General features: G+C 39.4%; 19 protein-coding genes. 10 read left to right on the top strand and 9 right to left on the bottom strand.

All coding sequences use genetic code 11. The annotated features are described in order from the left end of the window. Positions 1–4 precede the first annotated feature (4 nt). From hslO to AC1M9J_RS07805, 4 genes are all read left to right on the top strand, one after another. Positions 5–880 (top strand): Hsp33 family molecular chaperone HslO, encoded by an 876-nt coding sequence (hslO, locus tag AC1M9J_RS07820; protein ID WP_035264061.1) that lies wholly within the window; start codon positions 5–7, stop codon positions 878–880. 153 nt (positions 881–1033) lie between these two features. After that, complete coding sequence (locus tag AC1M9J_RS07815; RefSeq protein WP_481596141.1) at positions 1034–1957, top strand: DnaJ C-terminal domain-containing protein; 924 nt, start codon at positions 1034–1036, stop codon at positions 1955–1957. Then, positions 1954–2280, top strand: coding sequence for a chaperone modulator CbpM (locus AC1M9J_RS07810; RefSeq protein ID WP_035264056.1), 327 nt, complete (start codon positions 1954–1956; stop codon positions 2278–2280). Before AC1M9J_RS07815 ends, AC1M9J_RS07810 begins: the two co-directional genes overlap by 4 nt. A gap of 76 nt (positions 2281–2356) precedes the next feature. Beyond that, on the top strand, positions 2357–2620 hold the full coding sequence (locus AC1M9J_RS07805) for an HP1242/YdcH family protein (protein WP_481586754.1): 264 nt from the start codon (positions 2357–2359) through the stop codon (positions 2618–2620). Between the two features lie 82 nt (positions 2621–2702). On the opposite strand, the gene AC1M9J_RS07800 is transcribed toward AC1M9J_RS07805, so the two are convergent. The 3 genes from AC1M9J_RS07800 to rpsO form a co-directional block, all read right to left on the bottom strand. After that, entirely contained in the window at positions 2703–3935 is a 1233-nt protein-coding gene (locus AC1M9J_RS07800) for a magnesium transporter CorA family protein (protein ID WP_481952117.1), read from the bottom strand. Positions 3936–4041: 106 nt separating this feature from the next. After that, a complete protein-coding gene (pnp, locus tag AC1M9J_RS07795) occupies positions 4042–6129 on the bottom strand; it encodes a polyribonucleotide nucleotidyltransferase (protein ID WP_180028184.1) in 2088 nt (695 codons plus the stop codon). Between the two features lie 242 nt (positions 6130–6371). Further along, positions 6372–6641, bottom strand: a complete 270-nt coding sequence (gene rpsO, locus AC1M9J_RS07790; protein ID WP_035264047.1) for a 30S ribosomal protein S15 — start codon at positions 6639–6641, stop codon at positions 6372–6374. 249 nt (positions 6642–6890) lie between these two features. Between rpsO and AC1M9J_RS07785 the strand changes: the two genes are divergently transcribed. Continuing rightward, a complete protein-coding gene (locus tag AC1M9J_RS07785) occupies positions 6891–8186 on the top strand; it encodes a serine hydrolase domain-containing protein (RefSeq protein ID WP_092767411.1) in 1296 nt (431 codons plus the stop codon). 64 nt (positions 8187–8250) lie between these two features. Here the strand turns inward: AC1M9J_RS07785 and AC1M9J_RS07780 are convergent, their stop codons facing one another. The 5 genes from AC1M9J_RS07780 to AC1M9J_RS07760 all read right to left on the bottom strand — a co-directional run bounded on the left by AC1M9J_RS07780 (position 8251) and on the right by AC1M9J_RS07760 (position 19896). Then, positions 8251–9717, bottom strand: coding sequence for a S8 family peptidase (locus AC1M9J_RS07780; RefSeq protein WP_481952116.1), 1467 nt, complete (start codon positions 9715–9717; stop codon positions 8251–8253). 43 nt (positions 9718–9760) lie between these two features. After that, complete coding sequence (locus tag AC1M9J_RS07775; RefSeq protein ID WP_035264045.1) at positions 9761–10048, bottom strand: hypothetical protein; 288 nt, start codon at positions 10046–10048, stop codon at positions 9761–9763. A 606-nt stretch (positions 10049–10654) separates the two neighbouring features. Continuing rightward, complete coding sequence (gene recD / locus AC1M9J_RS07770) at positions 10655–12424, bottom strand: exodeoxyribonuclease V subunit alpha (protein WP_481607854.1); 1770 nt, start codon at positions 12422–12424, stop codon at positions 10655–10657. An 87-nt stretch (positions 12425–12511) separates the two neighbouring features. Then, positions 12512–16231 carry a UvrD-helicase domain-containing protein gene (locus tag AC1M9J_RS07765; RefSeq protein WP_481952115.1) on the bottom strand — a complete coding sequence of 1240 codons (3720 nt, stop codon included), beginning with the start codon at positions 16229–16231 and terminating at the stop codon, positions 12512–12514. After that, the gene (locus AC1M9J_RS07760) at positions 16228–19896 is read right to left on the bottom strand and encodes an exodeoxyribonuclease V subunit gamma (protein ID WP_481952114.1); all 3669 of its coding nucleotides are present in this window, start codon (positions 19894–19896) and stop codon (positions 16228–16230) included. The genes AC1M9J_RS07765 and AC1M9J_RS07760 overlap by 4 nt, the downstream gene beginning before the upstream one ends. 187 nt (positions 19897–20083) lie before the next feature. Here AC1M9J_RS07760 and AC1M9J_RS07755 point away from each other — a divergent pair, with 187 nt between their 5' ends. Further along, positions 20084–20596, top strand: coding sequence for a hypothetical protein (locus tag AC1M9J_RS07755; protein ID WP_035264037.1), 513 nt, complete (start codon positions 20084–20086; stop codon positions 20594–20596). Positions 20597–20654: 58 nt separating this feature from the next. Here AC1M9J_RS07755 and pap read toward each other — a convergent pair whose 3' ends face one another. Next, complete coding sequence (gene pap / locus AC1M9J_RS07750) at positions 20655–22115, bottom strand: polyphosphate:AMP phosphotransferase (RefSeq protein WP_481596133.1); 1461 nt, start codon at positions 22113–22115, stop codon at positions 20655–20657. Positions 22116–22310: 195 nt separating this feature from the next. Here pap and AC1M9J_RS07745 point away from each other — a divergent pair, with 195 nt between their 5' ends. From AC1M9J_RS07745 to AC1M9J_RS07730, 4 genes are all read left to right on the top strand, one after another. After that, the gene (locus AC1M9J_RS07745) at positions 22311–23021 is read left to right on the top strand and encodes a DUF8198 family protein (RefSeq protein WP_481952113.1); all 711 of its coding nucleotides are present in this window, start codon (positions 22311–22313) and stop codon (positions 23019–23021) included. Positions 23022–23245: 224 nt separating this feature from the next. Then, on the top strand, positions 23246–24190 hold the full coding sequence (gene ubiE / locus AC1M9J_RS07740) for a bifunctional demethylmenaquinone methyltransferase/2-methoxy-6-polyprenyl-1,4-benzoquinol methylase UbiE (protein ID WP_481952112.1): 945 nt from the start codon (positions 23246–23248) through the stop codon (positions 24188–24190). A gap of 19 nt (positions 24191–24209) precedes the next feature. Continuing rightward, positions 24210–24866 carry a ubiquinone biosynthesis accessory factor UbiJ gene (locus AC1M9J_RS07735; protein WP_481952111.1) on the top strand — a complete coding sequence of 219 codons (657 nt, stop codon included), beginning with the start codon at positions 24210–24212 and terminating at the stop codon, positions 24864–24866. A 19-nt stretch (positions 24867–24885) separates the two neighbouring features. Continuing rightward, a complete protein-coding gene (locus AC1M9J_RS07730) occupies positions 24886–26505 on the top strand; it encodes an ABC1 kinase family protein (RefSeq protein ID WP_481952110.1) in 1620 nt (539 codons plus the stop codon). The last annotated feature ends 25 nt before the right edge of the window (positions 26506–26530 follow it).

Raw genomic sequence — 26530 nt, 5'->3', positions numbered from 1 at the left:
TTTTATGTCTGATTTACGTCAACGTTTTTTTATTGATAACAGCCCTGTTCGTGGTGAAGTCGTACATCTTGAAGATACGCTTAAAACAATTTTAGCGCAACGCGCCTATGCACCTGCGATTCAAATTTTATTGGGCGAAATGCTCAGTGCAACTGCATTGTTGGCCAGCACACTTAAAATTAAGGGACGTATTAGCCTCCAAATTCAAGCTTCTGGCACCTTAAAATGGGCTATGGCTGAATGTAATCACCTCGGTGAAGTACGCGGATTAGCTGAATATGAAGCTGATCCACGTTTTGAAGAAGCATCAGACAGCAGCATCGTTCTGAAAACTTTGGTCAGTCCAGTTTTATTTATTAATATTGAACCTGAATTTGGCGAACGCTATCAGGGTATCGTGCCTTTAGATCAGCCGAATTTAGCTAAATGCCTCATGCAGTATTATGATTTATCTGCCCAAATTCCAACCAAGATCGTTTTAGCTAGTACTGCTCAACGCGCTGGTGGTCTTTTGATTCAATTATTACCGCGTAACAATGATGAAGAGCAGCAAAAGGTTGATGAAGATATCTGGCCTCGTCTAACCATGCTCACTGAAACTTTAAAAACAGATGAACTTACTGAGCTGGATGCGCAAGAAATTTTGTATCGCTTATATAATGAAGAAGAAGTCAGACTACCTGAAGCTGAACAACTTCAATTTGGCTGTACATGTTCTAAAGAGCGTTGCTCTACAGCATTAATTCAGGTGGGTGCTGAATCTGTGCGTGAAATTTTAGAACAACAGAACCCTATTACCATGGACTGTCAATTCTGTAACACTCAATACAGATTTACTGCTGAAGAAGCTCTTGGTCTATTCGGCGAGCACCTCAGTTAATCCTAAACAGTTCTCTTCGAAAATCAGCAAGTTTTACTTGCTGATTTTTTTTGTTGTAAGAAATTGAAACAATTATTCACCATCTGAACATATTGTAGTCTTCGAAAGTCTGCTCATAATGATTAAAAGTTAATCAACGGTTATTTTTGCTTAATGGCAAATAATTATTATGAGGAACTCGGACTAGATCGCGATGCGAGTCCTGAGGAAATAAAAAAATCATATCGAAAACTGGCTCGGAAATACCATCCCGATATCAGTCAAGCACCTGATGCCGAAAAAAAAATGCAGGCGATTAATACGGCTTATGACACATTAAGTGATCCTTTAAAAAAACAAGAGTACGATCAACAACTCGATCAGTTGAATAGTCAGTCTCCTTTCTCGGATAGTGAAAACCATACAAATCATGAATTTTCTGGCTTTGAAGATTTGTTTGGGCGTTTTGGAACAGGTTTTGGTGGAGGTTATGCACAGCGCTCACACCAATATAAATCCCAGCCGATTCGTGGTGAAGATCAACATGCCAGTATAGAAGTGCCCTTACAAGTCGCTTTTGAAGGTGTCACTCAATCCATCCAATTGCGTATACCCACTTTTAATGCATATGGACAACCTGAAGTTCAGCGAAAAACCCTTGAAATTAGAATCCCGAAAGGGATGAAAAACGGTCAACAAATTCGACTCAAAGGTCAAGGACAAGCTGGTTTATCGGGCGGTGAAAATGGAGATCTTTATATACAGATCCATTATCAAACCACTGACAGCATATATGTCGATCAGGCAGACATTTACTATCACATTAACATTAGTCCTTGGGAAGCTGCTTTAGGCCAAGACATCGAGCTAAAAACCCCCTCTGGAAAGATCAAATTCAGCATTCCTCAACATACAATTTATGGCAAACAACTCCGTATTAAAGAAAAAGGGATTCCCTCTTCCCCCCCGGGACACCTTTATCTAATCCTGAATATTGTTTATCCAAGAGCAGAATCCCCGCAGCAAAAACAGGCATATGAGCAATTTGCTCAAGCATTTACACATTTCAACCCTCGTGATGAAGGAGGTGAATCATGACAACGATTCAGTACCGAGAAGTGTACAAAAATGGATATTTAGAGGCTGAAATCATTGATGACCAATGTATTTTTGATTTAAAGCATTTTGCCCAAGCATGCGGACAAAGTCCTGAATGGGTTTTGCAATTACTTGAATATGAAATTCTACCAGCTCGTTCTGAGCAAAAAATCCATCAATTTTTTGGTGAAGAACTTACTCGAGCACGGAGAGCTTATCGCTTGCAACGGGATTTTGAAGCAAGTCTCCCTGCCGTCGCCATGATGATGGATCTGATAGATGAAGTACAACAATTGCGCAAGCAAGTGAAATACTTCAAATAAAGCAAGCCCACATAAATGCATGTACTGTTACATGCATTTATTTTTTATTGATTAGAATGAAAGGATTAAACCATCAATGAAAGTTAAAGAATGCAATAAAAAGCTGAAAAACCTTTTCCCTGAGTTCCGTGAACTTATTCAGCCTTTAAGAGAAGAAAACCCTCACTTCGCTAAAATTTTCGAGGAACATGAAACGCTAGATCATGAAATTACGCATTTGGAACTAAATCCAGTTAATGTAATTAATGATGATATTGAGTTTCTAAAGCGAAAAAAACTTAAATTAAAAGATGAAATGTATCGTTTGCTCAAACAAGCGCAGATGAACCTTACCCAGTAATTTCAATTTAATATTATAAAATAACGGTGAATCTGGCACTTATCATTCTGACTTAAAGCATAAGTGCCTTATGTGACGTTGACTATTTTAATCGAGTCCAACGTCCCATTTCTCGGAGCGTACCTTTCAATGTTTTTTGAATCGGTTCATACTCCAAAAATGCAAACAAACCGAGTTGTTGCTGCTGGTTTTGTTGAGCCAACAATTCCATCACACTTTTTTCACCGCGTCCGACCATTTGTCTACGATAAAAATACCAAATTAACAAAAGTGTTGTCACACACATGGCTGTGAGCATACACCAAAAGCCATGCGGTGAGTTTAATCCTGGAATAAATTCAAAATTCATTCCGTAAATACCTGTAAGAAGAGTCAGTGGTGCAAATACAGCGGTGATAATTGCTAAAATTCTCATATTTTCATTGGTTTGATTGGCCACTGCTGAAAAGTGCAAATCGATAGCGGCTTGTACTGCATGGTTTAACCGAACACTGTGCTTTTGTATTCTTTCAATATGGCTAATTAAATCATCCATTCGGACGAGCATTAAATTTTGCTTCTCTGCCTTACGTTTAGCTTTAATATGATGATAATTTTCGACAACTTCATCTCTTAATTCTTGTAGGCATTCAACCTGTTCTTCACACAAATTTTCAACTTGTTGAAAAGCCGTGATCTCTTGCAGCAGTTGATTCCATCGATTAAATTTTTGATTTCCTTGTAATAGTTCTCTTTGCCAAAATTCCACACGTTTGGTTAGTGGCACACGTAAACCTAAATAGCCATCCACCATCATATTCAGTAATCTAAGCACAATATCTACAGGGCTCTGTGCTAATTTTCGTGGAATATTTTGTTGCTCTATAGGTCGTGTTTGAATCGCCTGCACTCTTTCAAGATATGTTTCAAATACACAATTACCTCGTTCATGCACTGTGATTAAAACATTTGATGTCATGACAAAACTTACCGGCGTTGTAACAATGTCCGCAGTTTGTTGTTCAGCTGAATGACCATTCTGAATTTGTATGTGGTCATCTGGGGTGATTAATTTTTTAAAGATCAACAAATCATAATCATCCAATGCATCAAATACGCAAGGATGCTCAAGGTTTTGAATATCTTTAAGATGAAATTCGTTCAACAGAATTCCAGTGTTCTCAAAAATATATCGTTGCCACGTCTCTGTATTTTGAATCAATTCGTGGCGTTCAAAACTCAACCATATAAATTCTGCATCAACATCAGTCGATAATTCTTCACTCAGATAAATATACCCGTCACCTTGATGATAATAATAATTAAACTTTTGCATTTTAGTTATTTTTAAATGAGAACATTTTGATCATGCCATAAAAAAAGCCTTGTGTAACACTCGTTTAAACGAAGCACCACACAAGGCTTAGAATTAGCTTAAATGATTAAGCTTGTTCAATGTCTTTCATTGTAAGTTTGATACGACCACGGTTATCAACATCCGCAACTTGTACCTTAACTTCTTGACCTTCAGTAAGAACGTCTGTCACATTCGCAATACGCTCGTTCGAGATTTGTGAAATGTGAAGCAAGCCATCAGTACCAGGAAGGATATTGACGAACGCACCGAATTCAACGATACGAATGACTTTACCTGTGTAAATTGTACCTGGTTCAATTTCTGCTGTAAGCGCTTGGATTTTCGCTACTGCAGCCATTGCCGCTGCTTTAGTTTCACCAAATACACGTACTGTACCGTTATCTTCGATATCGATCGCTGCTTTGGTTTCTTCAGTGATTTGACGAATAGTTGCGCCGCCTTTACCAATCACGTCACGGATCTTATCAGGATTGATGCTGATCACTTGGAATGTTGGTGCGTGCATTGAGATTTCAGGACGAGCACGTGAAATCACTTGATTCATCTCATTCAAGATATGCATACGACCTGCATACGCTTGATTCAATGCAACTTCCATGATCTCTTCAGTAATACCTTCGATCTTGATGTCCATTTGAAGTGCAGTAATACCGTTTGCAGAACCTGCTACTTTAAAGTCCATGTCGCCAAGGTGATCTTCGTCGCCTAGAATGTCTGAAAGAACTGCGAAACGTTCACCTTCTTTCACTAGACCCATTGCAATACCTGCAACTGGCGCTTTAAGTGGAACACCTGCATCCATAAGTGATAAAGAAGCACCACACACAGACGCCATTGAAGACGAACCATTCGATTCAGTGATGTCAGATACGATACGAATCACGTACGGGAAGCGATCAGCTGGTGGAAGAACTGCTTGAACACCACGACGTGCCAAACGACCATGACCAATTTCACGACGTTTAGGACCCGATTCACGACCAGTTTCACCTACAGAGTATGCAGGGAAGTTGTAGTGAAGCATGAAGTTATCAGTCTTCGTACCTGCAAGGGTATCCACCATTAATGCATCACGCGTGTTACCCAAAGTTGTTGTTACAAGTGCTTGAGTTTCACCACGTGTAAACAATGCAGAACCATGAGCGCGATCTAATACGCCCACTTGTACGTCGATTGCACGAACAGTTTTAGTATCACGACCATCAATACGTGGTTTACCAGACAAGATATTGTCACGAACTGTACGATATTTAAGGTCTTCAAATAATTCGTTCACTTCATCAGCAATACCTGTTTCATCATTTTCAGGAACGAATTGCGCAATTGCTTCAGCATGAAGTGCATCAAGTGCTGCATAACGGTCTTGCTTAACCGCAATCGTGTATGCTTCAGAGATTTTCGCTTCAAATGCTTCTTTTAATTTTGCTTGAAGTTCTTCATTTTTAGTTGGTGCAGTCCAAGTAGACTCTGTTGCACCCGCTGCTGCTGCGAATTCTTTGATTGCTTGAATTGCAATTTGCATTTCGTCATGACCAAAAAGAACTGCGCCCAACATTTGGTCTTCAGAAAGTTCTTTCGCTTCTGATTCAACCATAAGTACAGCAGCTTCAGTACCCGCAACGACAAGATCAAGATCAGATTGAGCAAGTTGTTCGTGGCTTGGGTTAAGAACGTATTCACCGTTGATTAAACCGACACGTGCAGCACCAATTGGACCACGGAAAGGTGTACCTGCAATTGCAAGTGCAGCAGAAGTACCTAACATTGCAGCAATGTCAGCTTCCATTGTTTTGTCAGATGATACAACTGTCGCAGTCACTTGGATTTCGTTGTAATAACCTTCTGGGAACAACGGACGAATTGGGCGGTCGATCAAACGTGAAATTAAAGTTTCAGCTTCAGATGCACGGCCTTCACGCTTACCATAACCACCTGGGATACGACCTGCAGCATATTGTTTTTCTTGGTAGTTAACAGTCAATGGGAAAAAGTCTTGACCTGCTTTCGCAGTCGGTTGAGCAACAACAGCAACCAATACAGTCACACCACCCATGGTAATCACTACTGTATTTGCTTGACGCGCCACACGGCCTGTTTCAAGCACAACTTGGTGCTGACCGAATTGGAATTCTTTACGAATAATATTAAACATCGACATGTTCTATTTTTTCCTGATTTTATTCTAGTGGAGACCCCTAAGGTTTGGCATTCACAACACAGGTTTTAAATGACAAAGCTTAGAAGCCGACCTCACTAGAAACACTATTTTTAAACACAAAGAAGGAGCGAAACTATTCGCCCCTTCCCCATGATCTAGTCGAAACTAGATCGCCTTTAGTTTTCAGCAATACAGCATTCAACATGCAATAATCCGAAAATAAAGTTTAAATCGAATTAACGACGTAAACCTAAAGCAGCAATCAAATCGCTGTAACGAGTAGCATCTTTACCTTTAAGGTAGTCAAGAAGCTTACGACGTTGGTTAACCATACGGATAAGACCGCGACGGCTATGGTGGTCGTGTTTGTGCTCTTTGAAGTGACCTTGTAAGTCATTGATTTGAGCAGATAAAAGAGCTACTTGAACTTCTGGTGAACCAGTGTCGTTTTCAGCGCGAGCAAATTTAGCAATGATCTCTGCGCGATCTGCGTTTGTTAAAGCCATTCGATTTCTCCGAGATGCTTATTTAAAAGTATTTGATACAAATCAATGACGCTCTTCAAAGCGGAATTGACTGCCGTGCATCACTACAGCAGCGTGCTATTTTAAAGGAACCCCCCTCAAAAAGCAAAATTATCCGCTCAATAACTTCTGGCAGAAACAATCATCAATTCATGTCGTTAAAGATACTGACTTTTGTTTTTTGGCAGGGCAAACTTGCCTGTTATAAAAACAATGAAACATGGAATGAACGTGAAATTACTCTCTACAAATACGTGCATAGCACCAAAAGACTTAACTACGATCACTCGTCATAAAGACGAAGTTGCGCCAGAACTTGGGGGAATGACGCAACAGCAAATTGATAAAATTTGGCACAGTGTTGAAGCACTTTATCGTACTGGCAATCATCCAATGATCAGTATGTGTTTACGTCGCAAGGGTCAGATATTAATTAATCGCAGTATTGGTTACACAGAACTTGGTCCAAACTATCAAACAGACCCTTCTAAAGTTGCGACACCAGAAACACCGGTCTGTATGTTTTCTGCCTCTAAAATCGTTAATGCCATGTTAGTGCATTTGTTAGATCAACAAGGGAAAATTAACTTACTTGATCCAGTGAGTCGCTATATTCCAGAGTTTGGTGTTAACGGTAAACGACGCGCCACCATATTTCATTTGTTATCACACCGTGGCGGTATTCCTAAAATTGAAACTGAGGTCACTCCAGAGCTTTTATTTGATCGTCAAGGGATCCTGGAGCATCTTTATGCAGCAAAACCGATTGCACCCGTAGGCTCGCAACTCTCTTATCATGCTGTAACTGCTGGATATATTTTAGGAGAATTGGTTGAACGTGTAACAGGACAAGATATTCGTGATTACTTGCACGAACATATTGAAAAACCAATGAATTTACCTTTCTTCAACTATGGTTTAAAACCAGAACTACGTCATTTAGTTGCAAAAAATTATCCAACTGGGATTCACCCTGTTTTGGGGACTGACCTATATCTCAATCGTGTATTAGGCGGAGGACTGCAACTGGCAGTGGATGTCACCAATGATCCCCGTTTTATGGATACCGTCTGTCCTGCAGGAAATATTTACACCAGTGCTGAACAAGCCAATCGCTTTTTTGAAATGTTACTTAATGGTGGTCGTTATCAAGACCAGCAAATTATCAATTCAGAAACGGTTTTCAGAGCAACACTCCCTACATCCAATACAACAATAGACCGTAACCTTTTAGCACCTATGCGTTATGCACTTGGTCCGATGTTAGGCAGTAATCCAATCGGTGTATTTGGCCCAAATACTGGACAAGCTTTTGGTCATCTAGGTTTCTCGAATATTTTATGTTGGGCAGATCCTCAACGGGATATCAGTGTATCGTTCTTAAATACAGGGAAATCTGTGTTAGGCACACATTTAGCCGCTTTAGCAAAAGTGCTATATCAAATATCCAACCAATGCCCAAGTATTCCTAAGGAAAAAAGACGCGCGTTATTTGGAACTGATCAATCTGAAACTGAACGTGTTTAATATCAATGTAAAAAAGGCATCATTTAGATGCCTTTTTTTAAAGTTTTCATCTATTAGCTATTAATTAACCACTACAGATTGTCACAAAAAAGAAAGTACGACAGTTACGTTTTGGTGCTGGCGTTGGTGTTGGCGTAGGAGTTGGCGTCACTACAGGTGGGTCAATAACAGGGGGTTGTGGTGCTGGAGTAGATGGAGCACCATTTAACGCAGCAATTAAATTCAAACGAGGTGTTCGAATTGAGTTACGATGATCCGTAACCAAAGTTCCCGTAGACGTCATACGTGCAACAATTTGATCCAGAGATTCATTCGGGAAAGCATTATTCGCACGTAACACAGCAACAGCACCAGCAATGTGAGGTGCAGCCATTGAAGTACCATCCATTGTATATCCGCCAGCGGTGATACGTGAACCAGGCGCCAATAAAGTTAAATTACGACTCGAGTTACTGAAACACGTTACTTTGTCGCTATAAGTTGCACTGTCAGAGCAATTGCTAAATGCAATCGAACCTACGTTAGCATCATAAACTGCCCCTACACTGACTGCACCCGCAGTACATGCTGGATAGGATATACCACTCAGATGGCCATCATTGCCAGATGCAACTACTGGTAATACCCCATAGCCTCTCAACTTCGAAAAAGAATCTGTAAGTACGGAACTAGTACAAGTTGAGGAATAACTACGTCCATTACCAATGCTTAAGTTTACTGATTTAATGTTTTTGCTTTGGGCATGGTTCGCTACCCAGTTCAAGGCACCAATTATGTCATAATCGGTTGCGCCACCACCAGTTCTAGCTGTACTGCCGGTGAACACATCAAGCATGACAATTTTTGCATCTGGTGCAACTTTAGAAGCAATTGCTGCAACGTTAGTTCCATGTCCATTAACATCTAATTCTAATGTATCGTCTTCTTGAGCAATTTCAATAGAATCCGAAACTTTGCAAGTGGATGATGGTACACCTGGCGCTGTACAATTACCAAAGTCTGAATGTTGGTAATTAATACCTGTATCTAAGATAGCAATTGTTGTCCCTGCACCAGTATAGCCTTGCGCAGCTGCAGGCACTTGACCAATTAATGGTAGACTTTGAGATGCTGTCGTATAAGAAATATTATTTGGATAAATTGCTTTTACATTCGGGTCATTCAATAAGCTTACGAGCGTGTCACGCTTTTGAACGCGATGAAAACTATATGGTAAGGCATTATAATCGCGTAGTAATTGAATACCACCTAAACGCTTAAAGTTCGATTGAATCGATTGCTTCTTTTGAGCAAGATGTTCACGAAGTTGAGCGCGATTATTTTCTAAATGATTAATGTCAATATGATATTCAACGATTAGATCATTTGAACTGTTGTTCAATAATGCCGACAGATTAATACCACCTTTCGACACTTTTTGTTTTGCCTGATTGTTCAATTTAGCGTTAGCTGCTACAGGACTCATTTGAGCCATTGCAGTACCGACCATCAAAACACTCAAACATGCGCTTAATGATAAAGTTTTAAACATAATTGTTCTCCGTTGTTATGTTTTTAGTGCGCAGGGTAAAAAATTACACTTGATTGGCTGGATCAGTTTCTGGATCAATAGGCTTAATCGAAAAATCGCTCTTCGGATCTACTAAATCTGGAGAATCAGTAACAGGCATCTTCTCAGACTCATTTAAATCTTCGACTTGATCTTCGTTAGGCGATATTGGCGTTTGCTGTCCACTCTCAGGAGCAGATAGAGAATCAATCTGAGCGACTGAGGAAGTGTTTTGATCTGCAGGCTTAAAACATTTATACAACCCAAACAGAACAACACTCACCAAAATGATTAAAATTATGAATTTTTTCATGGTTTTTTTGTAAAGTGATAATTTTTACTCACTTTAATAGAATCGTTAAGTCAAAACAAGTATAAAGATGCCTAAAAATTAAGATTGAGATAAACGGTTAAAAAAGGCCCTATGACAAGTCATAGGGCCTTTTTTGCGCTGTAGATTCTTATATTTTAGTTATGATTCTGTTATTTATATTTTTATTGTAAGTGCTGCACACACATTTATTATTAATACGGTCCTTGTTCTTAAGGTTTCATTTCCTTATATGACTATTTTGCCAGATTCATTATGCAACACAAGTCGCAGTTTTCTGATCTTTATGTAAGAAATTGCGTACATTATGTAATCAATTTAATCTTATATGTATATAAAAAAGCCCTGTAGTCTCTCCCAAAACTACAAGGCTTAGCGGCTGTAAGTTTCCTCTTTTATCACTTACATCATTGTAAGTTCGCAGTCTCTCGACTATAAATTATTGTAATTATGCGATATTGCTCAACTTTCCGTGTTGAACCTTTTATGCAAGCAATCATCGCAAAAAATTGTACGAAGCTCTATGCGCCAATTTCTCGAATCCTTGTAAGATATTTCCTACAAAGGTTTTCTATTTTCAACCAATCGTTAAATATTAGATATAAATAAAGTGTTTAATTTATTCAATAAACCTGTTTTTCTTATTGTTTTAATGTTTATTGCCTCAAATAAAGCATCAGTATCCACCAATAAACTGACTGCTTTTTTTGCCCTCGTAATCGCGGTATACAATAATTCTTGGCTCAATAGACGTGACGCAAACTCATCTAATACAACTGCAGTGTGTTTAAATTCAGAACCTTGCGACTTATGAATGCTCAGCGCATAACAGGTTTGCATTGACTTTGGTAAACGTGATGCTGGAAACCATTGGTCAAGACTTGGAAAATATACTTCAAATTGATCAGCAAACTGGCGATGTCTGAGACATATCCCAATATCACCATTAGAAAGCCCGAGTTGATAATCGTTATATGTCATCATGACAGGGCGACCAATATACCAAAGGTCGTGTCGTGATATCCGCATGTGCTGAAATAGCTCCCTTTCAATTTCATCATTCAAACGATTCAATCCCAAATGTCCATGTCTCACTGCAGCTAAGATCCTATAATCATCAAATTTTTGGATAATTTCAGCCACATCCTGCTGCTGATATCCATTTCTGACATAAAGGTTGAGTGCTTTAAAGTAATCCGTAAACCCCGAGCTTAATTTAAGGTAATAGGCTTTTAAATCTTGATCTGAATATTCTTTATTCAAATACTCTAGTTGAACAAGATCCTCTTGAAGCTCAGCTAAATTAATCTGTTGGATTTCAGATGCTCTACAAATCTCCTTCTCAAATTTAGCCAATACCTCAACTTTCGAGCTTTGTGGTGAGCATTGATGTGACTGGATGAACCTTGCCAAATCACCGATTTTTGCACCTGCTTTGAATCTTCGACTGGTCACTAAATTGACGTGATGGTCATTAAGCGCTTTTACTTGTTGTAAATCCGCCAATACCATCCCCACATCAACCGAGGCCAACTGCTGTGCATCCCCTAACAAGATCAAACGACATTGGTCTGGAATTGCTTCAAAAAGCATCGTCGCGAGATTGAGATCGAGCATTGAGGCTTCATCAATCACCACCACATCATAGGGTAATGGCTTTTTCAGACTGTATTTAGGTTGAGCGCTATGCCCTAAACCTAGAAGACGGTGAATCGTTAACGTATTTTGCTGCTTTAAGTGGGCAATATCCAAACCCATATTGAGCATTGCATCGTCATTTAATGAGTTTTGCAATGCTTCTTTCATTCGCTGTGCAGCTTTCCCTGTCGGTGCAGCCATTGCGATTCTTAACTGATGATTCGACTCATTTAATACGGCAATAATACGCGCTAGAGTATACGTTTTCCCTGTACCCGGACCACCTGTAATCATACTCAGCGCTTGCCTTGATACTATTTCTAAGGCTTGCTTTTGAAATGGATCGATTAATAATTTTTCATATTTTGTGCAATCTACAGGCACTATCGTTTGCTGCTTTAAACGATAAACTTGTTGAGCTAAACGCTGCTCTAATTGCCAATAGCGATATAAATACAAATAGTTCTGATCATAAACAAAAGGCGCGACCTGTTGTTCTGCAAGCTCTGCGCTCACGAGCAACTTACTCAGATCTTGGATAACCTCCCCTTTCAAATCAATACAACTATCGCCGACAGTAGATGCCATCAGAACTTGTTCAATGGTGTTAATGGATTGTTCATTTAAATCATCTGATGAAAGATACTGATTTAGGATATATTCAGCCCAAGTTGTTACCCATTGAGGAACATCAACTTTTTCATTCTGGTTAATTTCCACACAGTTATCCTCATAGTTATCTACACATTTATCATCAATATTATCCACAAGATAAATTAATGATTAATAATAAATTCATTTAAATATTCATGCTATTTTGCTGTTTTTATCCTCAGCAAAATAGCCCAATATTGCATCTAATCTTAGAATAAATTCTGAACTAGGACGCCAATAATTAAATCCATATTGGTCAGTGCCATTCATCCCACGTAAATATAAATAACTGGCACCACCAAGATCTCGATCGATGTTGTAGTCATCAATATGAATACTTAAATAGCGATGTAATGCCACCAAATATAGGGCTGCTTGTAGCCAATAACTTGCATGCGTCATGCTCAGCTGAATAGCTTGAGCTGAATAGTCTTCCACATGATTTCCGAGATAATTACTCTTATAGTCGGCAATGTGATAGCGCTCCCCATCATAATAAACCAAGTCAATTGAACCATTGAGGTAACGTGCTGAATTTGCAGCATTGAATTCGGGCATATTAAGCCCAAACTCTAAAAATAATTGCTGAATACGCTGAATACCAAATATTCGGTCTGCTAAAGCCAAATAGAATGGAAATTCAGCCAAATGTGCTTCAGGTACTAATTGTTTGAGTCGAAATTCAGGTTGAATAGGTGTCTCTAAAACCTCTGCTAACCATTCAGCCATCATTTCTAACAGATGTTGCTCGGCATCATCATGTTGAGGAAAATCTGATTGAAATTTAGCGAATAATTGCTCCCATAAACTCGAATAGGCATTTTTAAAACGGCGGCGAATTTCTAATGTCCAATCTCGGCGATCTTGAAAATCGATATGTTCAAAAATTTCATGTAGGAAATTTCCAGCTAATGTTCCCATCGGAAAATGAGCACGAATCCAACTCAAAGGTTGTTGATGATCCAAATCCTCAAATTGATATGGAGTCACGAGCGTCACAGCATTGACCTCATCACTCGCATGATGTTCAATCATATCTTGAGCCGCCATACGATCTTTAATTTGTTGATGACTCAAATGTTGTGCGAGATAACTAAAACTGGTTTTGGCTCTAGGATAAAAATGAACTTGAGGATATTTCTGCGCAATCATTTGAACAGTATGATGTTCTTTTTTTGCGATTACTTTCTCAGGGCATTGCTCTAAACATGGCTCATCTAAACTGAAAGCATGCTGAAATTGGTTCGCACCATGACCACGCCAAAACGCCAAACCATAAATAGATTGCCCTTTTTGATCACTCATCATTGAATAAACGCGGTGTTGTGCTCGAGTTAAGGCCACATACCATAATCGTCGATGCTCTGCCAAAGCACGTTGGTCATGTTGCTCAACCTCTAATGGTTCCAATAATTCTTCACGCTTTAACGCCACGACACGTTGTGCGACGGACTTTCCAGTTCCATGATCCTGCACTTCACGAATTGAAAAGTTAAGTTCGCTTCGATCTGACAGTTTACGATCTGCGCCAAGCAAGAATACAATCTTAAACTCCAATCCTTTAGATTGGTGAATAGTTAAAAGGTGAACGCCCGCTTGATTACTCAACTGTCTTTCAATTTCCCACTCTCTTTCCATCGGATTTGAAAGCTGCCGCATATACCAATGATAAAGGGTATGCATACCTCTTAACTCATCACTGTTTTGGCTCAACAACTCTGAAATGTGTCGTAGATTGACCACTTCGCGTTCATTGTCATAGCTGAATTGCTCAACCAAGTTTGTCCAAACTTTGAATTCTGTGAGGAAACTTTGCCATGCTGTTAAAAAGCCTTGGCCCATCCACATTTCACGAATTTCTTCAAATTTCGTGATAAATAAACTTAAGCCATCTGCTTGAATTTGAAGTTGCAAAAAACGATGTAAATTAAAACCCATCAATCGTGTAAGTAAAGCTCTCTTTAATTTAGCTTCATCAAATGGATTCATGATGGCTGTCAAAATTGCACCAACATCTCGAGCAATTCCACTTTTGAAGACACTTTTTCGTGAAGGTCGATTTACAGGAATGCCTAACATCAATAAGTGATGATGAACTTTATCTAAATCAGGATTGTTACGAGACAAAACAGCGATATCATCTGCCTGAAGCTCAATACGTTGCCCCTGCTTTTCGAAATATAGCTGACTTTGGGCAGCCTGATTGAGCAAATCCAGTATCTTCCAAGCAACCTGCTCTAACTCGTGTTCCTTATCATTTACTTGAACCCAACGAAGCGGAGCATAATTTTCTAAACCGGATTGGATCAATCCTGGATGCGGTCGAGTACCTGCTGTAACAGGCGTATATTCAACTTGTTCACCAAAATCCATTTGTTGTTGAAACAATGCATCGACGACTTCGACCAATGGTTTCACTGAGCGATGATTATGCACAAGTTGGTAAAAACGCCCTGCTTTAGTTTCAACATCTTGATATGCTTTTAGGAACGTGAGCATGTCTCCACCGCGGAAACCGTAGATCGCTTGCTTACGGTCTCCCACCATAATCATACAACCCTGCTTCACGCGACTTGGATGTCTCCAAATCTGCGCCAACATATCATCTTGATCTTGGTTGGTATCCTGAAACTCATCCACTAAAACAAGTGGGTAACGCGCGTGAACGTACTTTGCAAACTCCTGACCTTGCGCTCCCTGCAATGCTTCGGCCAAAGTTCGAATTTGCTGTGAGAATGTGGTTTCTGATTTTTGCTGTAGCAATTCTGGCAAACGTTGTTTTACTTGTTGTGCTAAATAATATTGTAAATAACTCTCCAAATGCTCGAGTTGTTGGTTGAGCTTATCAAAGTGTTTAAAAAACTCAGCAAGTTCAACAATAATAGGATGTTGCTCAAATGCCGCCAAAACATCCACGGGACATTTATTGAGAACTTTTTTTCTCAATTCATTCAACTGACTAAGATGAGTGCTGAGATGCGACGCAAAAATGACTTCAATGCCTTGGGATTTAACTTGATCATGGAATTCAGGCAACAACTGCGTGAGTGTAATTTTTAATTTATCTTGATCGCGCCACTTCTTTGCGACTACAGCATAATACTGCCCTTCAGGATCATAAAAGTCTGTTAATGAATCAAGCGTTTCAAGCTCGATCTGCATGAAGCGCTCTGCATGAGTTTTGAAAGCATCTACATCTATGGTCGGCGCTGGCACTGCTTTGAAATAAGCAGAGGAAAAATTCAAACTGGTTTCAATTAAATCGATATAAGCATCTTGTGACTTAATTTTTTTCTTAAGCAACAAATAATCTACAGTTGATTGAGGCTGCTGTTGAATCCATGCCCGTAATTCATCATGAATTAACTCAACCGTATATTGTTTTGCATCATTGGTGATTTGCATTCGTTCAATTTTACCGCTCTCAAATGCAAACTCACGAAGAAGCTTTTGGCTAAAGCTATCTAAGGTCCCAACAAAGAGTTCTTCAAGCTGATCTATTACCAGTTTTAAACGTGCACACGCATGTGCAATCAAGCCAGAAAATTGATTTAAAATCACTTGATATAAAATATCTGATTCTAATTTTGCACGCGCTTGAACTTGATCTTGAGTTAACTCACGACATGACTCTAAAAGTCCAAGTACCTCGATTAAACGTGCACGAATTCGACTTTTCAATTCAGCCGCTGCTTTGCGTGTAAATGTCGTCGCAATAATCTGCTTTGGTAAATATTCTTCTAATAAAATTCTGACCATGAGGCTGGAGAGCGTATACGTTTTTCCAGTCCCCGCAGAAGCCTCAATCCAATGCAATCCAGTGAAATGCATATCCACAATTGGCTGATATGAGACTATAGGCTTTTGACTCATATTTCAGCCTCCGATTGATACATATATATCGGCTGATATAAGACATAAGCAAACTGATCACACGCTTGTTTTAATAGATGCTCAGCATCTAAATCTTGTAAAATATACTGCCAATCTCGGTGCAAATGACTTTCTTCGCTGTCATTTAAACTATAACTCAGAAAGGCATCGCTTTTATTCCACTCATTTAATAGCTTATCGAAGTTGTTTAACTGCTGATGACCCTCTTCATCAGTGACCCATTCTAATGCTTTTCCATCTACCGCAAGTTTCATCAGCAATGCTGCAGGTAAAACGAGAGGCTCTATCTGAGCTTGTTTATATGCCTGAATCCATTGGGAAAGCATATCCTGAGCTTGTTTCGTCGTCAGGCCAGTACAGATGATCGTTTTATCGCTAAAGATTTGGATGCGCTGCATTTCAGTTGCAAGGTGATCTGGTAAGTCTCGATAACTTAACCAAAGTAAGTATTCTAACCATACATGTGCTCGTCGTTGTGCGCGTGCACTGGATGTTGAAACACTCACCCAGCTCATCTCATTCCCTTGAGGAACGGTCACTTGAAGCTGTATATCATCTATTGCTATGACGCGCTGAGTGATTTTGGTCGGCTCATCAATATAGTACATTTGCCTTTTTAATAACTGTTGATGTTCTAACAGACTCATTTTCAAACTGACTTCTTGTAATTTGCCGACAGGAAGCTGGTCACTGAGTAATTCAGTCTGAAGCTTCGAAACATTTGGCTGCTGTTGTAAAAAGTCACGAATAGAGTATCGTGCCAATCCATCTAATAACAACGGCTCATTCACCTCAGGTAAATCCTGATCCTTTAAATTAGATACGCCTAAGGTTTTTAAATAAAGACGCGCAGGAAAACAAATATCTTTGATCCATTGTTCAGCATCCAAGACCATGATGTCCTGATTCAATTCAAGCGTGGTATTAATCCAAGCCTCTCTATGACCACGTTGATCCTGACGATTGAGGTTAGAAGCCACGGCATACCATTCATCTTCATAGCGCTGATGCTGTTGCTGAAAACCATCAGGATCAAAGGGTTGCAAAGGATGTACCGTGTAGAGTGTGCTCAAATTCTGATGAACTTGAATGCCATCAATATCAATGAGAGGATTCGAGGAAGATTGATCTGATGTTTTTATGATCCACGCGAGATGTTGGAGTAATTCCTGAACACTACTCGATGGATCTCGTACTTCACCATCGGCTACATCAAAACCATTATAGAATAGCCAGAGATTATCTTTGGCCAATAACAAAGCGTCTAAAAAAGCACCTTGATCATCGTCTAAACGTGATCGATCACCAATCATTGGCTTGAGTAAATCCATTAAATCAAAAGGTAAATGGCTCTCCCGATTTGGAAACTTCCCCCCGTCTAAATTCATCATGACAATTAACTTATACGGTATTGGCCGAATCAAACCAATTTGACTAAATGTAATTTGTCCAGTTGGCAATGCATAATCAAGTTGCGATTCAAGGGTGCTTTGGATTTCAGTCAGAATATAGCTCAAAGGCAAACGTATGTTTTTAAGAATGGCTTGATCATGTTCTTCATAGAAATTTGCCAGCGTTAGCATTCTTATTTGCTTTTGAATAATCTCTTTAATCATCTCTAACGAGCTTACACCAGCGCTTTCAAACTCATTAACTTCTAAAATTAAACGATTGAGCCAAAATTCAACATGCTCTGACGTCTCTTGTTCACTTTCGATTTCAATCGTCGTGAGCCAATCTCGACGCTCTGTAAAGTGCTTATATATTTCAATGAGCGTGGCAATTAAGTGAAAATCACCCGAGTCCACTATATGAGAACTTAAGGTCTCCTCAAACATCGCATGAACTGGAACAGCAACACCCAGCACCAAACGATCTAAGGCATACTTAAAACTGAACCGATAGTCTTGATCATACTCCGCCAATGTTTTTTGCAGATGTTGTTCATCCAAACCTCGTCGAAATCCCACTTGTCTCAACAAAGATAAGATGCGCTCAGTCCCGTTAATGTCTAAGCAATATCTCACTTGGGTCGCTGCTAAGTTCAACCAATCAGCAAAATCATCAATGGTAAATCGACTTTGTATCAGTTCAATTCGCCCTAACACTGAACGCCATGCCAATACTGTATCTAACTGCGTGATACCAGCTAGCTTTACTGGCAGATAAACACCTGTTGCAGTATTTTTTTGCGGAAACACACTCCGTATCAAAGGCTCAATTTGTTTCAGATCAGGCGCAAGAACTAAAATATCACTCGGACGGCGTGGTGCTTCTGCTGTTGACTGAGCAAGCCATCGGGTCAATTGATCTTTTAAGACTTCAAGCTGTCGTACAGCGGAATGACAAACATGAATGTGGATTGAATCGTCTGCTGGATCTAATACATAACTTTGAGCTTGAGGTTCAACCAAATGTAAAATATCTGATTGCAATTGGCTCAGTAAATGCTGCGGTGCTTCATCCACAAAAGCATCTATCCATTGCCCCTCATCACCAGAGGAAAGGTTAGACAACAGAGAAAAGTGATCACGTGCCTGCTTGCCCATTCGTGTTAATAAGGGATGTCTGGACTCACGTGCCAGCCCATTAAAGCTCAGACTAAAATTCTCAAAAAACTGCTCAATTTCATTATCAGCTGGTTTTCTTTGATGCTTTTGCTGAAACTTTTCGATATATCGCTCTTTAAGCTTTAAGTCATATTGTTTTTTCCAATTCGGATCGACACTATCCGCCCAATATTCTTGTGAGGGATTGTAATGCAAAATCAACACATCAATGTACTGACCCAAACGGCGCAAAAACTGTAATTGACTTGGTGGTAAATCCAAGAGTGTAAAAACGATCAGTTGCTGTGGTAGTTTTTTGAGGGCTATTTTCTGTTGCTGTTCATCACGAAGTACAGCCCAAAAATCATGATCAATACTTTGCATTTCAACAAAGTCTTCATGAAAAATATTGAGCCATAACCAACGTTGCCAAGCCTCTAATTGTTGTGCCTGCGAAAATTTAAAACTGGAATCTTGATCATTTAAATATTGTAATTGTTGTTCAATATTGAGTGCTTCATTACGCCCCCATACCTGAATCCAATTTTCAGGACAACGACAATCATATTCACATCCTCGACGACAATCTGCTCGATAAATCATGTAATGGCTGAACAATTTTGACACTTGATCAGACACCCAATACAACATGCTCATTTTTTTTCGATATTGTTCATTTGACTGTTCAATACGTGCTGCGCTGTCATAGATACGTGTGATTAATGGGAATAAAGGATGTTCAACCTCAAGCTGATTATGCCCACACTGTATAAAAGGTTTGAGCGCTTGGAAAATACGCCACTTCATAATCAGACGTGGAATATTCGCTTTACGCACTTTATCTTTGTCACTCAGAATTTGCTGGTAGGCATACCACTGAAAGCCACGAATTCGTTGATGGAAAAATGTATTTGCACTGATGCCTTGGTGCTCAGATAACCGTTGGGTTAACCACTCTTGCATTGCCGCAGAAGGCACCACAAAATGTTGTTGCTGTAGGACTGCAAATGGGTTGTTCGTGGGACGCTTTTGAGTTGTGATGATGCCTTGTACCAAAACTTCAATGCGCTGACTTTGAATTACATGAATTCCCATAAGGTCCCTTTCACCATACAACGAACACGTTATGAAGTTGTGTGAACAAAATCATAAACATAAATTACTATACATCTTAATCTGACTATGTCACTTTTACTTTATGACTTTAATAAAACTTTCATCTCGCGCTATGTTCATCATGTGATGGATCGAGAACCATAGACTTTGATTAGGTGATAAATAAATGAAAATTGATAAAATTCCAGAAACAATCGACCCAAATTTAAATTTAGAACAAATTCGAGATGAATGTCTTGAACTCGTCAAAAAACGCTCTTATGTTTCAGCAGGTGTTGCTGTCATTCCTGTGCCCTTTTTAGATGTTGTGATTGACGTAGGTATGTTGTCAATTTTAATTCCAGAAATTAATGCTCGCTTTGGCTTAGCTCCTGAACAAATCAGCGTCTTTGATCCTCAAACCAAAAAAATCCATTGGAACGAACTACGCAAACGCGGTTTCGAGTTTTCTGGTCTAGTCGTGGCTCGTACTGCCGCTAAAGCTTCGCTGAACAATATGGCAGCCAAAGTGTTGACCAAGCAAGTGACTAAGTTTATTCCATTGGGCGGTTCAATTATTGCAGCTAGCTTGGGTTATATTGTCATGAAAAAAGTGGCTGAGGCTCATGTTGAAGAAAGCTATAAACTTGCCAAAAGCATTCAACAAAAACAACAAGCAAATGTTGTGAAATACGCTTAACACATAAAACCTTAGACGTATAAATAAAGCCCTGTAAGGGCTTTATTTATATCTCTCATCAGTTATAAACATCTACTTTTAATTGTTTCAAAATTGCCTTCAAAATTTCAAGGCGTGCAGTATATTTATCATTGGTAGCAATGATATACCACGGCGCATCTTCGGTATTTGTTCGGTGGAGCATGTCTGCTGCAGCCAATAAATAATCATCCCAACGTTTGCGATTACGCCAATCTTCAGCCGTAATTTTAAAACGCTTATGCGGTGTTTCCTCTCGTGCTTTGAAACGATTGGCTTGCTCTTCTTGACTGATGGCCAACCAAAACTTAATAACGACTGTTTGCGTATCTACTAGATCTTTTTCAAAGCGATTAATCTCATCATATGCACGTTTCCACTCCACATCCGTTGCAAAACCTTCAACTCTTTCCACCAATACACGACCATACCAAGAGCGATCGAAAATCGAGATTTTTTCATCTTCAAGCAGTTTATTCCAAAAACGCCAGAGATAAGGCCGCGCCAATTCATACTTTTCGGGCGCAGAAATGTTATAAATTCCATATTCTCTTGGATCGAGCTTTTTCACAATACGCTTGATCGCACCACCTTTACCTGCGGCATCCACCCCCTCAAAAACGATCACCGTTTTTTGTCCTTCTGCGCGTAATGCTTCAGCGACCTTCTTGGTCAGTTTCTTGAGTTCAGCCTTATACTGATCTTTTTCAAGTACTGCTTCATTGGGGGACGTTAAAATTTCTGGGATATCCGCTTGATGCCATTTTTGGCGCTTTTTTTGAGGATGATTTGGCAAATCTTTCAGTCGCGCTAATACAACTTCTGCGAATTTCTGATCACGACATACTTCATCTTCACAATCGATAATGACCCAGTCTTGGGTAAATTTTTGACGCAATCGTTGTACATTTTCATATTGTTTTTTATTGCGCCAATCCAGCCCATGCAATTTATGCCAACGCTGCTCCGAAGGTTCAATTTTATCTAAACGCTTCTGTAATGATTTCCACGATAAATCAAACCAAACTTTCACGACATCAACATGATTATTTTTTAAATCCTGCTCAAAGCTTTGCATTTGCTGCAAATAATTTTCGAACATGGTTTCATCAAATGGTTTTGAAACATGTAAGGATGTGGCTAAAAGATCACTATACCAATTTCCAAACATGACGATCATTTGTCCTTCAGCAGGAATATAACGTGCATAAGGTTGCCAATATGGGATATTCGGCTGAATAAGGTGAGGAGGGTCAGCTTTGACTTTCAAATATCGTGGATCAACCCATTCTCTTAATTGCTTAACCGATTCTCCTTTACCTGCTAACTCAATGCCACTTACCAACACCACTAAGCTTTTGGCATTTTTCTTACCACGTGTATCTTTGAGAGCATATTGCGCTTCAATTAAGTCTAAATTGATCTGATCTGCATCAAATATTTTGTTCTTATCTTCGGGTTGATCAGTATTTTTATCAAATTGTTGTTTTGGTTCAGACATAGCCCACTCAAAATTATTGTATTTTCGACAGTATACGCAAGGAACAGTATCAACTTAAATCTTCAGGTACAATTTATTGCAATTGTCTTTTCATCCATGACTGACCTGAAAGGTTTTATTTTAGATTTCAACAGTCATAGTCGAGCGCAATCCAACCTATTATGCTTTTTTCAGTCCTTTTAATTGAGCTAGAACATGTCCAAACTTGCTGCATTAGATCAACTTTTAGAACAATACAAACAACTCAATTATCATCAGGATCCGGTACTTAAACAAAGGTTAAATGATGCTCAAAATTGGCTAAAACAGCGCATACTTCACACACATGCTGAGTTATTCGCTGAAGACAAAAATAAGCTGATGGCTCAATATTTTATTAACCGTCTTTATGGTGGCCCTGAATTTGATGACCTAGCATTGCAAATCGAACGTTTACTAAAATACGCACACAAAGCTGAAAAAATCATTCCAGAAAATGCCATTAAAACTGGGTTAAAATCTGTAGGACTGGCGGTCTTGGCGATGCAACTGGATGAACAAGTTTCACAGTATTTACTCCAACATTATCCAAAAGACCAACCAATTACTGATGAAATGATGCGTGAAACTTTAGTGGCTTTAGATCAAGAGCAAGCGCGCCATGAACAACTCAATCTGTTGGATGAGCTCGGTCTGAGTCTGGACAAATACATGCGTTCATTCATCATGCACACAGCGTTTAAAATGTGTAAAGGTGCAGCAAGCAAATATAATTTTGAACTGATGTATGACTTTATTGGTGAAGGCTTTGTCGCTATGAAACCAATGAAATCGGCTGCGACCTTTATTCGGAGTTTTACAGAAAAAGAGCGAATCATTGTAAATAATGTCCACTCAGGGAAAGAAAATCCCTTCCAAATCGCTTAATTAGAAATCATTAGCAAAGATTCTGATCAGCCGAAAAAGCGTAAAAGCGTCTGGTCAGAATATCGAAAATAAAAGAACATCTTCTCATTTCATGGATGAAACTTCGCTTTAATTCTGTATATTATTCATATCAATTGCATAATCTAGACTGAAAAAAACTGAAGAATCTGTCATTATGCAGTTTAATTCAGATTTAATATTATTTGTGTTCAGGAGTGACTCGAATGTCTAATGAAAATCAACAGCCTCATGCTCAGGTTGAGCCGGCAAATAATAAAGACAACGTGAGTCCTTTTTTAACAGATCCATTACCAACTGGCGCACCTCAAGGTCAGCAACAATCGCTACAAGAGCAACTGATAGATACGCCAGTACATTCTTCAGTGCCGAAATATAATTTGCCACGTGGTGCGAATACTGGAAACGTTGGACCAACGACACACTTCGGTTATAAAACCGTAAATTCTGAAGAGAAAGCGCAAAAAGTCGCTGAAGTTTTCCATTCAGTTGCCGCAAAATACGACATTATGAATGACTTAATGTCATTTGGTATTCATCGTTTGTGGAAACGTTTTGCCATTAATATGTCTGGCGTTCGCCGTGGGCAACGCGTTTTAGATATCGCTGGTGGTACTGGTGATTTAGCGAAAGTATTTAGCCGTGAAGTTGGTCCTACTGGGCATGTTGTATTATCTGATATTAATGAATCCATGCTGAATGTAGGTCGCGACCGTCTGATCGACGCGGGTTGTACCAACGTTGATTTTGTACTGGCGAATGCTGAAACCCTCGAGCCTTTCGAAGACAACAGTTTTGATTTACTCACCATCAGTTTTGGTCTACGTAATGTAACAGACAAAGATGCAGCACTTGCAGCAATGTATCGTGTACTTAAACCAGGTGGTCGCTTACTTGTATTAGAGTTTTCAAAACCAGTCTTTGAGCCTTTCTCAAAACTCTATGATTTGTACTCATTCACTGCTTTACCAATCATGGGTAAAATTGTGGCAAATGATGCTGAAAGTTATAAATATCTTGCTGAATCAATTCGTATGCACCCAGACCAACGCACATTGAAAAGCATGATGGAAAATGCGGGCTTCCAAAACTGCGATTATCACAATTTAACAGGTGGTATTGTTGCAGTTCACCGTGGTTTTAAACTCTAACCGCAGGTAGCACTTCGTCATGTGGTCAATCTTAGCACTGGGTGCAGTTGAAAAAACCATACATCATTGGATTAATTTGGATGCGATTACTCGTATCCAATTTAACCAATTACAAGGGAAAATGCTTCGTGTTGTGATCGATGCGCCACAACTTTCCGTTGATGTGTTTTTTGATGAAAATAAAGTTCGTTTAGAACCAACAGTAACAGGTCATAGCACTCAACCCTCTATTTTCGAACAGCGGCCTTGGGAGCAAGCTCACACGATTACTGAAGCAGATTCCACATTGCATGTTAATAATGTGGTCGACTTGTGCAAACTATTTCTAGCAGATGACATTGGCAATATCCCCGTTCAAGGTGACTATCACCTTCTGCAAGACATTCAAAAAATTATACAAAATGCTGAGCCAGACCTCGCTTCGCAATTGAGTGATTGGATCGGACCTAATCTTGCAAGTCAAATCGGCAAGGTTCAATTAGCACCACAACATTTAATTAAGTCACTTCAATCTCATCTTTTTTTTGCGGAAGACTTTTTAAAAGAAGATACCGGACTATTCGCACCACGTTGGCAAATGGACGATCTTCTCCACGGAACTCGCCAGCTTAATCAAGATATTGATCGACTAGAAGCAAAAATTCAGCTTTTAAAATCAAAATTTAACCCTTCGTAGATTTCAGGTAATTGCATATATGATTCCGCACATTAGACGTTTAATCGAACTTTGGCGTATAGCTGCGCACTATAGAATCGACACGTTGGTTCCTGCGGAAGATATTCCTGCAAAGGTTCGCCCCCTACTGAATCTTATACGTTTGCATCCTGCTGCACTTTCTAGTCGAGAACGTAAAAATCCTTTAAAGCTTAAAGAAGCTTTAGAAGAAATGGGGCCACTCGCAATTAAATTAGGGCAGCTCCTCTCTACGCGTCGCGATCTAATTCCACCAGAAATATTACAACAATTGGTGTTATTACAAGATCGTGTTAAACCTTTCGATCTTGGTGTGGCTAAGCAAAGAATTCAAGAATCACTTAAAGCAGATGTTTCCACATTATTTGAGCGCTTCGATGATAAGCCGCTAGCTGCTGCTTCAATTGCCCAAGTACATACCGCTGCTCTTCACGATGGGCGTGAAGTTGTCGTGAAAGTAACTCGCCCGAATATACGTGCTCAAATTATTCAAGATTTTGAAATTTTAGAATGGCTTGGTCACTATTTAGAAAAAAGGCTAGAAGCTGCCCGTGCTTTACATCTATCAGAAATTATTCAAGATTATCGTCAAATCATTTTAAATGAACTCGATTTGACTCTTGAAGCCGAAAATACACGACGTATGCGCCATTATTTTACTGGCTCAAGCATGATGTATGTGCCTGAAGTATATATGGATAGTCCGGATGTAATGGTGGCAGAGCGTATCACTGGTGTGCCTATCTCAGATACTGCGACCTTTGATCGTTTAGGAATGAATCGTGCAGACTTAGCAGAAAAAGGCTTAACAATCTTTTTTACTCAAGTGTTTCGCGATAATTTTTTCCATGCAGATATGCATCCGGGTAATGTTTTCGTAGAAACGATTAATCCGCAAAACCCAAGATTTATTGCGCTCGATTGCGCCATCATGGGCGAGCTTTCCAAGCATGATCAAATGACGATAGCACGTATGTTGCTGGCAGTCATGAACAGTGATTTCATGCAATTGATTCAGATTGTGCATCAAGCAGGTTGGATTCCACCAGGCACGGATCAAGATGCTTTAGCACGTGAAATGCGTCGTACAGTAGGACCTATGGTTTCGAAACCGATGCATGAGTTAGATTTCGCAGGCATATTGATCCAAGTGATGGACATCGCTCGACGTTTTCATTTAGAAATCCCACCGCAACTGATGTTATTGCTTAAAACCTTAGTGCATGTTGAAGGCTTAGGTACAGACCTTTATCCTGAATTAGATATTTGGAAGTTAGCAAAGCCAATTCTAACGGATTGGGTTAAAGCCCAAATGAATCCTCAAAAAAATATTAAAGAATTAGGACAAAAAATCCCAGACTTGTTATTGGGCGCTCAGGATTTACCGACTTTACTGATTGACAGTCTTAACGGTTTAAAAAATCAGTCTGCATGGCATGCTAAACAATTGAATGAACTTCAAACGCTGCGCTTGCAAATGGAGCATCAGCAAAAGCGTAGTTGGATTTTCGGAAGTGTAATCGCAATTCTGCTCTCAATCGCTGTGATCGCACCATGGTTTATTTCCATGATTTTAATTGTGTTGGCATCTTTTATTGCCATTTGGCGTATGGTGAAATAAGTTCACTATCTCATGTCAAAACTTG

It is taken from the genome of Acinetobacter sp. ANC_7588 (assembly GCF_056783995.1).
Note: the sequence above shows the minus strand (reverse complement) of the source record. Positions and strands in the feature narration are given on the sequence as shown.